Annotated in this window: 12 protein-coding genes; 2 read left to right on the top strand and 10 right to left on the bottom strand. The window is 44.6% G+C overall.

Annotation, left to right across the window (positions count from 1 at the left end):
* From QUA47_RS23345 to QUA47_RS23315, 7 genes are all read right to left on the bottom strand, one after another.
* A partial coding sequence (locus QUA47_RS23345) for a methyltransferase domain-containing protein (protein ID WP_333432502.1) occupies window positions 1-3,825 on the bottom strand: 3,825 nt, incomplete at its 3' end.
* A gap of 41 nt (window positions 3,826-3,866) precedes the next feature.
* Entirely contained in the window at window positions 3,867-4,274 is a 408-nt protein-coding gene (locus QUA47_RS23340) for a tetratricopeptide repeat protein (RefSeq protein ID WP_333432501.1), read from the bottom strand.
* 424 nt (window positions 4,275-4,698) lie between these two features.
* Window positions 4,699-5,223: a Uma2 family endonuclease gene (locus tag QUA47_RS23335; RefSeq protein WP_333432500.1), complete on the bottom strand. Its 525-nt coding sequence runs from the start codon at window positions 5,221-5,223 to the stop codon at window positions 4,699-4,701.
* A 202-nt stretch (window positions 5,224-5,425) separates the two neighbouring features.
* On the bottom strand, window positions 5,426-6,181 hold the full coding sequence (locus QUA47_RS23330; RefSeq protein WP_333432499.1) for a Uma2 family endonuclease: 756 nt from the start codon (window positions 6,179-6,181) through the stop codon (window positions 5,426-5,428).
* A 180-nt stretch (window positions 6,182-6,361) separates the two neighbouring features.
* A complete protein-coding gene (locus tag QUA47_RS23325) occupies window positions 6,362-7,885 on the bottom strand; it encodes an MlaD family protein (RefSeq protein ID WP_333432498.1) in 1,524 nt (507 codons plus the stop codon).
* Between the two features lie 85 nt (window positions 7,886-7,970).
* Window positions 7,971-8,228, bottom strand: coding sequence for a four helix bundle protein (locus QUA47_RS23320; RefSeq protein WP_333432503.1), 258 nt, complete (start codon window positions 8,226-8,228; stop codon window positions 7,971-7,973).
* A gap of 170 nt (window positions 8,229-8,398) precedes the next feature.
* Window positions 8,399-9,181: an ATP-binding cassette domain-containing protein gene (locus QUA47_RS23315; protein WP_190660058.1), complete on the bottom strand. Its 783-nt coding sequence runs from the start codon at window positions 9,179-9,181 to the stop codon at window positions 8,399-8,401.
* A 164-nt stretch (window positions 9,182-9,345) separates the two neighbouring features.
* Between QUA47_RS23315 and QUA47_RS23310 the strand changes: the two genes are divergently transcribed.
* On the top strand, window positions 9,346-10,746 hold the full coding sequence (locus QUA47_RS23310) for a gluconeogenesis factor YvcK family protein (RefSeq protein ID WP_190660056.1): 1,401 nt from the start codon (window positions 9,346-9,348) through the stop codon (window positions 10,744-10,746).
* Window positions 10,747-10,877: 131 nt separating this feature from the next.
* The gene (gene tsaE / locus QUA47_RS23305) at window positions 10,878-11,327 is read left to right on the top strand and encodes a tRNA (adenosine(37)-N6)-threonylcarbamoyltransferase complex ATPase subunit type 1 TsaE (protein ID WP_333432497.1); all 450 of its coding nucleotides are present in this window, start codon (window positions 10,878-10,880) and stop codon (window positions 11,325-11,327) included.
* Window positions 11,328-11,388: 61 nt separating this feature from the next.
* Here the strand turns inward: tsaE and QUA47_RS23300 are convergent, their stop codons facing one another.
* The 3 genes from QUA47_RS23300 to QUA47_RS23290 form a co-directional block, all read right to left on the bottom strand.
* Window positions 11,389-11,727 carry a DUF5615 family PIN-like protein gene (locus QUA47_RS23300; protein WP_333432496.1) on the bottom strand — a complete coding sequence of 113 codons (339 nt, stop codon included), beginning with the start codon at window positions 11,725-11,727 and terminating at the stop codon, window positions 11,389-11,391.
* 3 nt (window positions 11,728-11,730) lie between these two features.
* On the bottom strand, window positions 11,731-12,057 hold the full coding sequence (locus QUA47_RS23295; protein WP_190660053.1) for a DUF433 domain-containing protein: 327 nt from the start codon (window positions 12,055-12,057) through the stop codon (window positions 11,731-11,733).
* A gap of 61 nt (window positions 12,058-12,118) precedes the next feature.
* Window positions 12,119-13,441 carry a dihydroorotase gene (locus tag QUA47_RS23290; protein ID WP_190660051.1) on the bottom strand — a complete coding sequence of 441 codons (1,323 nt, stop codon included), beginning with the start codon at window positions 13,439-13,441 and terminating at the stop codon, window positions 12,119-12,121.
* Between the last annotated feature and the right edge of the window lie 13 nt (window positions 13,442-13,454).

Below are 13,454 nucleotides of genomic sequence, written 5' to 3'. Positions count from 1 at the left end.
TAAAAGATTCATCGCCACGCTAGACAAAGCGAGATTAGCATCTTCCTCAGAAATGTTACTGCTGTCTACTAAGAGGGTGATCTTACTTTTGTCTGGGTGAGTTGCGATCGCCCTCACCACTCGTTCCACTTCTAAACCAAGAGACTCTTCTGGTTGCGACCAATCTGGAAAAATAATTAAGTTAATATCTTTCAAGTTTAAACGCCAGAGAGTTGCTGTATCAATCAACGCTGAACTCACCGCTTTCGCCATTTTTGACCAAGAGAACTTTTTAGCTTGTTCCAACCCAGCCGCAATTAATGAGTTGCGAACCTTCGGTTTTTGGATCTCGCAAAGTGCATCTGTTAACCCCTCAACATCCTCCTCATTCACATATAAAGCTGCTTCTCCGGCCACTTCAGGAATCGAGGCATTAGGACAAGTGATAACGGGACAACCGCAGGAAATAGCTTCTAGCACAGGTAAACCAAATCCTTCATACTTGGATGGATAAACCAATGCAACAGCACCAGCATAAGCTAATCTCAACTCCTCGTCATTTAGCTGAAGCTTATGAACTACAGTACCTAAAGTGTAATTTCTCAATTCTCCTTCTAATACAACTCCACTCCCCGTACATACTATTTCAAAGCCTTGTTTGCTCGCAAGTTGAGCAAAAGCTTTGAAGAACAAGATACTATTTTTATAATCCGCAGCCCCACCTACTGAAATAAAATAGGGTTTTGAGATCCCATACTTATTTGTAAAACCCTTAATATCTTCTTGACTTGCCGGTGAAAAAAGACTTTTTACCCCACACATAGCTACACTTACAGACTTATGAGCAATTTCTGGAAAAACCTTTATTAAGTCGCGGGCTGTGTTTTCAGAAATAGCAATATAAGCTAAAGCATGGCGGATAGCATGATGTTTCTCCTTCCACATTGATTCATTCAAATTTGCTCCCAGCACTTCGGGAATCATGTCATAGGCCATGAATACAGAGGGAGTGGATAAAGGTGTTGTGTAGTAAGTGGATATAAATAAGTCTGCACCAGTTTCATCACATACTTGCTGTAACATTTCCCGATCTGCATCTGTTTTACTGTAGTCATAAGCAGGCACAGTGCAATACCTAATTCCCGCAATTTTGGGCGATGTTCCCACCCTATCCAATACAATTATATGCTTGGAAAAACCATTTTCCGCCCATTCTTCTAGCAGCGACCTCCAAACGCGGGCAATTCCTGTTCTGTACATTTGAAAGAATACACCGTCAACCAGTATTGTTAACCCGCCTTGCGAGTCGCCGTCCTCTTCTATTTCCGCAGGCTGTATCTTTGCTTCTTGTTGAATATGAGTAATTTTGCTAACAGCTTTTAAGAAGTCATTCTGTAAAAGCGAGGCTTTATTAACCGCTGCTAATTCTCCTTTTGCCAATTGCTCAAATAACTCTTCCGGCAATTGTTTTTCTGTTAGTAAATGCAAAGATGAACCATTCGAGTAGAAATTGAGATTAAACTTGGCAGCAAGGATGGAAAGAGATTTAGCTGTATAAAGAGAAACGTGCTGACCTTCGTGCAGCACGTAGTACCACCACTCATCAGGTTTAGGATTGCTTTCGGGCAGCAATTCTGTACTAAATAAAATATTTCGGGAAATTTTTAACAAATTTTCCAGCTCATATATGGGGTGAACCAGATGCTCAAATACTTCAAATGCCGTCACTAATTCAAATTGGTTATTTGCGGCTGCACGAATCTCAAATCCTTGAGCAAATATATTTTGACAAAACTTGTCTAGCCAGTAAAAGTCAAATCCCGCATCTCTCATCAGCCTGACAAATAAACCGTAGCCACCGCCGTAATCGAGAAATCTTGCTTGATGATTAAAGAAGTTAAATAATAAATTTTTGGTTATTTGTGAAAATGACAAATTTCTGAACGCTAAGCCTACATCACTGCTTGCTATGGGCTGAAAATAAGCTTCGTCTAGCCAGTATGGTTCTTCGGTTTGAACAAATCCGCAGTTTGAACATTGAAAATAATCAACATCATATTTACCCATAACTTTACCAGGGGCAAAATGATGGGAATCTGATTCGCAAACTTTACATTTCAGCGGCATATTATCTAGTAAATTCTTAACTTTAGGAAGTAGATATTGATGATTCCATCGTTCTATAGTTAGCTGTCTAATATCTGGCAAATAAAAATGGGGCATTCCATCTTTCTCATTTACTGAGCTATAGATGCGAACCTTTTCTTGTCTCTGCGATTCACTTTTAATTAATAAGTCTAAATGATAAACGCACAAGTCTAACAATGTTTCGCCCGGTTTCGTAAGTCCGTGAATGCCCTCGTGAATTGGACGGCTATAAGCTAGAGATTGGTTATATCTAAATATCCGGTGCTGCCAGTCGGGATAATGAGGAGCGCTTGATACATAATGATTTTTGCTAAAGGGACTAATCCATTTACGAGTAATCCAAAAGTTATCGGTATCTAGTTGAGTACCATTAGCTTTTAGATAACGTAAAAATTCTAGAGTTTTCAGGTCAATAAATTCATCTGCATCGATAATAAAAACCCAATCACTCTTAACTTCTTTCAAAGACACATTCCGCTGATCCGAAAAATTGCCTGTCCACGCGGAGTGTATAACTTTGGCTCCATAACGCAAGGCAATTTGGCAGGTGGAGTCGGTACTGCCACCGTCAACCACTATTAGCTCGTCATAAACACCATTAAGAGATTCGAGGGCAAGAGCCAAAGTTTTCTCAGCGTTTTGAACAATCATGCAAACCGAAAGACTTTCAATTGGCGACCCGGACAACTCACTGCTGACTTGAACAGGCTTGTGATTATAAACCTGATGTTTGGTTTGAGCGATAGAAGGGTTATGGTCATTTTTTAATTGAGCCTTATGTTGCTCACTGAGGCTTGTTATTGATTTTTCTGAAATATTTTCTTTCGTCTTATTTTCTGGTTTCTCCAGCACTGCAAAAATACCGTTGTTAGCAAACTGAGTTCGGCCCGGATAAAGTTTTTCTAAAGTTTCTTGAGTATTTTTTTCTATTGGGATTAAACCAATAGCTTCTAGGCGCTTTACTATGAATGAACTTTGGTTGATAAATTCCACATAATCTTCAGTAAAAAACCGATTAATGTGGGGAGAGTTGTACACATAATGTGTGATAGCATCTGCTGTTTCCTTATCGGTATGCTGATACAAGTAACGGCCTAGTTCTGGGGGTCTCATCAGTAAATGTCCCCACGGCGGAATCGGAGAATTCTGAAAGTTGAAAGTTTTTCCCTGGTTAGGTTCAGTTATTGGGGGTAAGTAATGGCCATCATCAGCTGACCAAATGGGTGTAAATATAGAAAATAGCTGACCTCCGGGCTTCAGAGCCAAAAACATTTTTTCTAACGCTAAAGGAAATTTATGGATGTGTTCAAAAGCAGCGATTGAGAAAATTAAATCGTATTTTTGGTAGTACGCGGGAGGTAATTCTTCGATGTAGCCAGCAAAAAAGTTATAATTACTCAACTCTCTCTCGGTAAAACCAAAAGCAGAATAGTCTACTTTGCCAAGCTTAGAGCCTTCAGCAGCACTGGCAACTCTATCTAGGTAAACTTCAAAATCAGGGGCTTCTAGGGCCGACCATGATTTAACATTTAGATAATCTAGTACAAACTCTTTAGGTAAGCTTCCTCCTACTTCGAGAACATCCTTACCTTCAAATCCCACCAATTGTTGACACCAGTGAGCAAAGGGAACGTGATAGCTGAGGTTGAACTTTGCTTGACACTCTGAGATATTAGATTCAGTTAATTTTTGAGTCATCTATTAACCTCCGTTCCTACCTTAAATTTTAACTATTAGCTCTATTTTTTTCCTTCCTTTTGCTGTCGCACCTGCCCCAACAGCGCCTTATAATCAGCTCTGTTAGGATTTAGCTTCACCAACTTCTCCAAAGGCTCGATCGCGCCCACCTTATTATTCATCTGCAACCGCACATTTGCCAACCCCTCCAGAGCCGTCTGATTCTGCGGTTCCCGCTGCAAAACCGCCTGATATCCCCGTTCCTGGGCCGCCAGCAAAGATTCCTGAGAAACTGCTACCGGAGCAGATTTTTGCTGGTGCTGGCTGCTCAAACCGCTACTGAACAGACTCACAACACCAAAAATCGCAGAACCACCAAACGAAACCATTGATACTAGGGCAAAAATCTGCTTAATTCGATCGCCCTTATTAACTGGACGAGGGCTAGATTTTTTCTGTGTGCTTTCCATTGCTAACTCTTGGTATCGCTATTTTCCAGGCACTCAAGAAGCGCCTATATCTAGATTGCCCAAGTTCGATCGCAAAACGATCGCCCTTCGCCATTTAAAATTTGAGACACATTCTAGCCTACTACACAAAACCTGAGATTGGTCAACACCCTTTAGGTAACAATAACACGCGGGCGATTGAGATCGGTGAAGCGCGATCGCACCCTGACTTTTTAGCCGTTACTCTCAGGCAATTGACCAAACCGATCCCGGTAACGCGCTAGCAAAGATTCGAGTTCAGCAGCACGCTGGCGTTCCGCTTCTTGTGCTGAGGGTAATTCATCAGGAAGCAGTAATTTTTATCGATTATCTTCCCGATAAAAACCCATGACTTTTCCATTTATTTATAAACGGAGTTGCAACACTTCACTGCGAGTGTCAGTAATTAATTGATAGGTATCTTCCTGTTGGTAGTATTGAGATCGATCGCCCTTTTGAATTCCTTAATTGCCTCAACATGACTCGGCATATTAACACACCTGACGAGTAAACCAATATCGAGTTCCGGGAGCAATTGGGAAGTCGCAATCTCTTCGTATCCTTGCTGTCGGAGAGCATACAGAGACAGTCGGCTGTTTTCCCAAAACCCGAATTCAGGGATTTGCAGGCGTTTGTAAGCCTCTAGCTCATCAATTCCGCCGCTAGTGACGACTACTTCGAGCGCTAAATCGGGACGTTCTCTGTCAGCACCCAATTCGTAAGACTTGTCTGCTTCACACTTCACCAGTCGCGATTCATTTTCTAAAGTCAGAGACTCCGTAGGGGTGAAATCGATTCCTGCCGGCATCATGTAAGTTTCTACCAACGCACCGATACGTCCCTTGGCTGTTTCGTGTTTTCTTCCATGCCTTTTCTGAATCTCCAGTATCCCATCTAAAAAGGACAGCCGAACCCCTGGAATATACAGCATCGGTTCTAAGGTTTTGAATTGTTCCTACGTTAAGCCTGGAAATAGCAACGGCCGCTCTAATTGTTCTTCTAATGTTGTTGCAGTCATCCCCATCGCTCCTTAATTGTGGTTGTTTTAAATCTCAAACGTCCTTGCTGACTCGATTGTGCAATCCAAATGGGATTGGATTAAGGGCCGAAAGGTCGATCGACATCCCACACCTTCAAATGCCATCAGGATCGATACCCTGACTTCTTAAGTATGCCATTAGTCGATCGGCCCTCTGGCGTTCCTCTTCCGCCCTCTGGCGTTCCTGTTCCACCCGTTCGGCACCCCACAGCAGCAAATTGCCATTCTCATCCCACCAGCGCAACCAATAACCCGTTCTCTGAGATTTTTCACCTTCCCAAACCCCCAGAAATAAACCCATTGATTCTATCCAGAATCGCTGATTAGCATCCGCTTCTTGCAGTTCGTATTCTCCCGAGTTCGAGAGTCTGTACACTTCCAATACTCCCGAGTTAGGTTCAAAAATTACATAAATCGGTACTTGCAAAATTCGCTCGTAAAACCGCCAGTTTCCGTAAGGATATGTCGGTTTATTTGAATATTCACTACCGTCAGTATCCGATAAAAATTCCATCACTACTGCGGGTACTTCTCCCTCTGCATTGGGCGTATAACTGCGGCGAACTTCTCCTGGTTCTGCTGGCAATACCGAGGGAACGTAGACCCAATCTGGGGCTTTTACTACTGTTTTGTCGTTGACTTTGGCACACAGTCCAAAATTGGAAGCTATTAGCATTGAAGCTAGGATAAATCCTGCGAGATCCAAGGCTTCTCGCAGAGCTGCGGCTAAAAGTGGTTGGTCGATGTTTTCCACGGGATCGTCGGGTAATTTAAAGTCATCTGGCAATTTTTCCCAAGTTACAGTATACTGGTTTTGGGTTTCAGCCGATTTCGATAATGTTTGCGTCATTGGTTTTCCTTGTTGAGATTGAAATGGTTTTTTGTTAATAGGATTGGTACAATAAGTTTAATGGCGGAGTGTGCAGGGCGCACCTTACTAACTAGCTGTAATCGGGGTGTGAATTGCGCCCCTTACTAACTAGAGGAAGTCGCCGCTTTTGCAATGGCGGTTATTCAATAATACCCTGTTTTAAGGGGTATTTTCGGGAGCCACTGGTTCTGCTGACCTTGCAGTTTGAGAAGGTATAACAGGCAATTTTTGCTGTTTGTGCAAGCGAGGAAATCCCGGCTCTACTGATTGATTGCTGGCAGGTGTACTCACATTTACTTTTTCAGAGAGGGGAGCTAATGTTTGAGTCACTTTAACTTGGTGTCGTAGTTGTTCGGTCGAACCCAATAAGCCTCCCAATCCGTTGAACAACCTGCGAATGTTGTTGCGGAAAGCCGGATCTCCTGTCAAATCATCCACGTCGGAAGTAATTTTCTGCACGTTCTGAAATGTAGCTCGTGCAGAATCTAGAGTTTGCTGCAATAATAGCAAAGTGGCGGGATTGTTTACCTGGTTTGATAAATCTCGCAAACTACCAGAAGCTTGGGCAGCATTCGCTGATAAAACTTCTAAATTGTTCAGCAATTGTCCTTGGTTGATTCGATTAATTGTCGGACTCAAACTGCTGACAGCTACCTGCAGTTCCTGACTGCTTTGATTGATGTTATTCAGAGTTGAGACTAAACTGGCGCGGTTGGTTGTTACTAAAGAATTGACTTGGTTTGCTGTTAATGTAATTTGATTGGCTGCTTGAGTTACTGAATTAGCAGAATTTATCGCAGCGGCAGATACGGCTTTTGTAGAAGTGTCCGCCGTAGCTGCTACTTTAGAAACATCAGCGGCGACTGCTGATATTTCCGTCGTGAGCGATTGATTTAAGGTGCTTGCTTCTCCCTTTAATGATTGATTTAAACTGCGGGCTTCCCCCTTTAATGATTGATTTAAACTGCGGGCTTCCCCCTTTAATGATTGATTTAAACTTCCTATTTCGGTTTTTACAGATTGATTTAAGCTTCCAATGTCTCCCCTTACAGATTGATTTAAAGTTTTTATTTCCGCTTGGGCAGTTTTAGTTAAACTCGATAAATCTTGAGTGAGTTTAGCTGCACCTTTAGCTGTGTTGGCTGTATTCTCGGCAAGAGATTTAATATTGTTAAACAGCGCGGGGTCAGTGTAGAAATTAGCTAGGCGGACTGTGGATCGAATAAGTTCGTCGATAGTGACTCCAGCTTGACCTTTTAAGCGCGAATTGTTGCAGATAATCTCAGGGGGACAGTCGGCACTAACGGGATTGGCGGTAAGTAACGATTCTGGCAAAATCGAGTTGGGGGTAATGTCGATCGACGATTCGCCAATTAAACCGGATTTATTCGCTTCGATCGTAACATCCCGGGGAATCACTAAAGTACCGGGGGCAATCTCCAGCGTCACGTCTACGCCGTTGGAACCCGGTTGGAGGGCGGTAATTTTACCGACTGCAACCCCACGATACCTGATGGGCGTGCCTATTTGCATTCCTTGGGCGCTGCCAAATTCTACGGCGAATTTGTAGCTGCGGTTTCCTAGCTGCACGCCCCGCAGCCACAGCACTAAGCCGCCAAATAAACCGATTCCTACTAAAATTAAGAGCCCGACAGAACCTTCTCTTACAGTTCGCGATCGCATATTACCTCCTTAGTCATTGGTCATTAGTTATGGGTTATTAGTTATGGGTTATTAGTTATGGGTTATTAGTCATTGAGCATCATTTTTAGGGGATGACCCGATAGATTGTAGGTATGAGTTTAATTGAGTGGGCTAAGTCATTAATGATTGCTGTGAATGTATTTACTTGTTGAACGTTTAAAAGGTTTCGAGTGTAAGCTCGTCTCAACCAGCGTTGACTTTCATATAAAGAACCTCTAGCTATCTTGACAAAGCGTCTGTTGTCTTGATAAGTGCCTCGTCCCACTCCTTCTGCTATGTTAGCACCGATGCTATCGGCTGAACGGACAATTTGTTTGCCGATCGTATCTTTGGCAAATGGCTCCCAAGTCTTAACAGTTTGCCAAATTTCATCTGCTAGTCGTTATGATAATTTATAAACTCGCAATTTCTGAAAATTTTTTGTTGCCATATTACCCTCGACATTAATGACTGCTGACTAATGGCTCATGAAAATTGACTAATAACAATTGACTATCCAAGCGCTGGAATTGGCCCAGTAACACTGCCGCTAAAAAATTGTCTGATCAGTAAATTATCTGTCGATGCAATGTCATTGACAGTTCCCTCCCACTGCACTTTGCCTCGATAGAGAAACACGATGCGATCGGCAGTGCGGCGGATGGTACTGTCTTGGTGAGTGACGATCGCATAAGTGCTGCAAACACCGTTAGCCGCCTGCAACTCACGGATTAAATCTTCAATTACCGTCGAAGCGATCGGATCTAAACCCGCCGTCGGTTCGTCGTACAGCAAAACCTCTGGATTATCCCTGTCATTATCAGGATTCGCCATGATAGCGCGGGCAAAACTTACCCGCTTCCTCATTCCCCCAGACAACTGCGCCGGATAGCGTTCGCCAATTCGCGGCAAACCCACCATCTCCAACTTTTCCTCCACCAATTCCCGAATGCGGCGGCGCGGCAGCTTAGAATGCTGGTAAAGTAAAAAACCGACATTCTCCTCCACCGTCAGCGAATCAAACAAAGCCGCTTGCTGAAAAACCATCCCAATTCCGATCGGATCTGCCACGTCGTCCACCCATCCGACCCTGCGCTGTCCCTGAACAAAAACCTCACCGGCATCCGGGGCCAACAAACCCGCAATTATCCGCAGAATCGTAGATTTCCCCGTCCCGGAAGGGCCAATAATTGCCAGGGCCTCTCCCCGATAAATCCTCAGATCGACTCGATCGAGGATCGGGTTCTGGCCGAAGGACTTACTTACCCCCTTGAGTTCGATTAGTGGCTCTGCCATAGGATGTTATCAATAAGTTGTGAGTCCTCAGTCATCAGTCTACCTAATGACTCATGACTCATGACTAATCACTCATTACTTAAATTGACTGCCAGAATCAAAACTCTCTTGTATTGTAAATTTGTCCGGTCGAGCTGTTCCAATACCCTTAAGACTAATTAACCATGTCAATTAGTTCACTTCCTAAAGCCCTCCGCGTCTTGGCTAAAGCCAAGCAGGTTTTTGCCCAATCCAGAAATCCTTACCCCCCTTCTTTGCGGAACGGGCGAGTTCACCAGTGGTTTAAGTGGTTAGCCCCCGGACTGTTAGTGAAACGGTGGCTGCTGATTAGTGCTAGCGGCGTGGTACTTGCCACTTTGGGTTTAGCGATTTGGACTGGGATGACTCCCATTTTCTTCTTATTGCAATTGTTGAGAAATTTTTTGGCGTGGATTGCGGAAGTTATTCCCAATTACGTGTCGGGGCCGATCATCATTGCTGGCGGGATTTTGTTAATTCTGTGGGGTCAAACTCGCAGTTTGAACTCTATTACTCAAGTGCTGATGCCCGAAGGGAATGAGGAATTGGTCGATCGACTCCTCAACCACCGTCGCTTGCACCGCGGCCCGAAAATTGTGGCACTTGGGGGCGGTACGGGCCTTTCTAATTTGCTCAGGGGATTGAAGGATTACAGCGCCAAAATCACTGCTATTGTCACGGTGGCGGATGATGGCGGGTCTTCCGGGCGGCTGCGGCGGGAAATTGGGGTATTGCCGCCGGGGGACATTCGCAATTGTTTGGCTGCTTTGGCAGATGAGGAAAAGTTATTGACTGAGTTATTTCAATATCGTTTCCGGGCTGGCGACGGTTTGGTGGGTCACAGTTTTGGGAATTTGTTTTTGACGGCGATGAGCGATATTGCTGGAGATTTGGAACAGGCGATCGCGGCGAGTTCTAAAGTTTTAGCAGTGAGGGGAGAGGTGCTGCCGGCTACTCTGAGCGATGTTTCTTTGTGGGCAGAACTCGCTGACGGCCGCAGGATTGAGGGGGAGTCCAGCATTACAAAAGCTAACGGGCAAATCCTCAAAATAGGCTGTAATCCTGCTAATCCTCCGGCATTACCTAGGGCTGTGGAAGGTCTTCGGGAAGCGGATTTTATTATTATTGGGCCGGGGAGTCTTTATACGAGTGTCATTCCGAATTTGTTGGTGCCGGAAATTGCTGATGCGATCGCCAACAGCGAAGTTCCGCGAATTTATGTGTGCAATATTATGACTCAGCCGGGGGAAACTGACGGATACAGTGTTGCAGACCACATTCGGGCGATCGACCGCGCTTGCGGCCGGCCGCTGTTCGATGCTGTAGTAGTTCAAGGAAAAGTCCCTTCTGCAAAGGCTTTGATCCGCTATTCTCAGGAGAATTCTTATCCGGTTGTCCTCGATCGAGAAGCCGTGACGCAATTGGGGCGACGAGTTGTCATCGCCAATGTCATGGATGAAGATGAAAATACGGGTTTAATTCGCCACAATTCGCAAAGGTTGGCGGGGATGTTGCTGCGTTGGTACGGCCGCGCGCAGAACATTTAAGCTGCTGACTGCTGAATGTTCAATGTTGAATGTTTACTGTTTACTAATGTTATTAGTTATTAGTTATTGGCCGCCAGCGAGTATCAAATAACAAATAACGAATAATAAATGACTAATGACTAATTATTGAAATGAAAACTTTGCTTCCCGATTCTGAGGCTACGCGCAAGTTTGGTGTTGCGTTAGGTCGATCGCTCCCCGCCGGCACTGTAATCTTATTACAAGGAGATTTAGGTGCGGGCAAAACTACCTTGGTTCAAGGCATCGCTGAAGGTTTAGGAATCTCAGACTCGATCGAAAGTCCTACTTTCACGCTGATTAACGAGTATTTTGGAGGGCGAATTCCGCTGTATCATCTAGATTTGTATCGACTGGAACCCGAAGAAGTGGAGGCTTTGTACTTAGAAAGTTATTGGGACGGGTTAGAAATGGATTTGGGAATTGTGGCGATCGAATGGGCGGAAAGATTGCAGTACAAACCAGAAAATTATTTGCAAATTTCTTTAAGTTATCTCGATAACGGGCGGCAAGCTGAAGTAATTGGTAATGGCGAGTTATTGGATTGGCAATTGGAAATTTGAGAAAAGGCCATTCCCTACCCTTCGGGAACCTCTGCGGGAAGATAGCTTCGCTCGCGCGTACTTACTGCGGACGGTTGACACGAATCAATTTGCCTCTCAAACTTTCTTCACCAGCAATAGCATCATTGATGCGTATTGCCCACATTTCTACATTCCGATTTTTGGTGCAAACAATAATACCAGAGTGGTCGGGCTGTCGGTTGTGCAGTCCGATAAAATCAAACCGATTTAATGTCAAAACAGCTCTATCTTTGCTTATAGCAAATGCTAGCACCTCTGCATCTGGAATCCCAAGTCCTGCTTTTCCTGCTTCCTGAACAGTCAGGATATTGTGACCAAAAGCGCGCAGCAATTGCACAACGGGCAAAGGAAATTGTTCGTCTGCATACAAATTCAGCATGACTCAGGCTTCCTCATTCTTGCAGATTGCTTCTTCGATTTCCTCCAGATGTGCATCAGCATAAGTCCAAACATTGACTAGATCGGCAGCGCTTAGATGGGGATAAAATTGTAGAAGTTCAGAATCGCTTGAACCTTCACGGCGAAAACTTTCAAGCAGCCAAACTGGGATGCGAGTTTTGGCAATGCAAGCATCGCCACCACACACGTCGGGAGTTTTGGTAATTCCTGGCCAGCTATTACTTAAACTTTGGGTTAAAAGCCGGATGGCTTCAGCTTTCTCAGTCGGAGTTAAGGCCAGGAGTTGTGTTTCTAGTTCTTGAAGAAGCATGGGTAAAATCGCCTTTGCGATGCAGGAATACCCAATTATAACACTTGAGTTAAATTCATGCTTACTCAGCGTCAAATGTCAAGGCTTCTCCCCTCACATTTGTATCCAATTTACCATTTTCAAAAACAACTTTTCCTCCAACAACAGTCACAACTGGCCACCCAGTCAAACTCCAACCTTCAAAGGAACTCCAGCCGCACTTGCTCGCCATCTCTGCTCCGACCACCGGGCGGTAGTTCTCCAAATCAACTAAGACTAAATCGGCGTCAAAACCCGGAGCAATCGCCCCTTTGTTGGGAATCTTATAAGCCTTAGCAACGGCTGCCGACATCCAATTAGCAACTTGCGCCACTGTACATCTTCCCTCTACTGCTTGCGTCAGCATCAAAGGCAAAGAAGTTTCGACTCCGGGCATTCCAGACGGCGTATTTGGATATTCTTGAGCTTTTTCTGCTAATGTGTGCGGCGCGTGATCCGTGGCGATAAAATCAATTACGCCGTCGAGTAAAGCTTGCCAAAGTATTTCGTTATCGCGGGGCTCGCGCAAAGGCGGATTCATCTGAGCTAAACTGCCAATTTTTTGATAGGCGCTGGTATTTAACAACAAATGCTGCGGCGTAACTTCTGCTGTCACCCAACTCGGTTTTTCCTGGCGCAAAAACTCAGCTTCATCCCCCGTTGAAAGGTGCAGAATGTGCAGTCGGCGCTGATATTTATTAGAAAGTTTTACTGCTAGTTGAGTTGCCAATAAAGCTGCTTGATTGTCTTGAATTTGCGAGTGCACGGCAACATCGGAAATCCCGGCAAATTCCTGACGCCTCTGATTGATTCTAGCTTGGTCTTCTGCGTGCACGGCAATTAGTCGATCGCCCTTGGCAAAAATCGCCTCTAAAGTTGCTTCTCCATCGACCAAAAGCTGCCCGTGCATCGAACCCATAAACACCTTAATTCCCGGAGTCGGATTCGCATTCAACAAATCCGGCAAATTCTCGGGCGTTGCACCAATAAAAAAGCCGTAATTCACCAAACACTTCTCGGCAGCACGACTTAGTTTATCATCTAAGGCAGCTTGGGTTGTGGTCAGAGGTCGCGTATTCGGCATTTCCAGAAACGATGTCACGCCGCCTTTAGCGCAAGCACAGCTAGCGGTAAATAAGTCTTCCTTGTGTTCTAAACCCGGTTCCCGGAAGTGTACCTGGGGATCAATTACTCCGGGTAACAGAGTTAAGCCTTTCGCATCTATTTCTCGATCGCCCGATTCGACAATTTCCGCAGCAACCTTGACAATTTGGCGATCGCAGATTTGCACATCTCCTACCAAAAACTCACCATTGGGCAAAAGAATGCGAGCGCGACGGATTAACAAACTTGATTTGGGAGTCATAAGATACCATTAA

It is taken from the genome of Microcoleus sp. MON2_D5 (genome assembly GCF_036701905.1).
Lineage (GTDB): Bacteria > Cyanobacteriota > Cyanobacteriia > Cyanobacteriales > Microcoleaceae > Microcoleus.
Note: the sequence above shows the minus strand (reverse complement) of the source record. Positions and strands in the feature narration are given on the sequence as shown.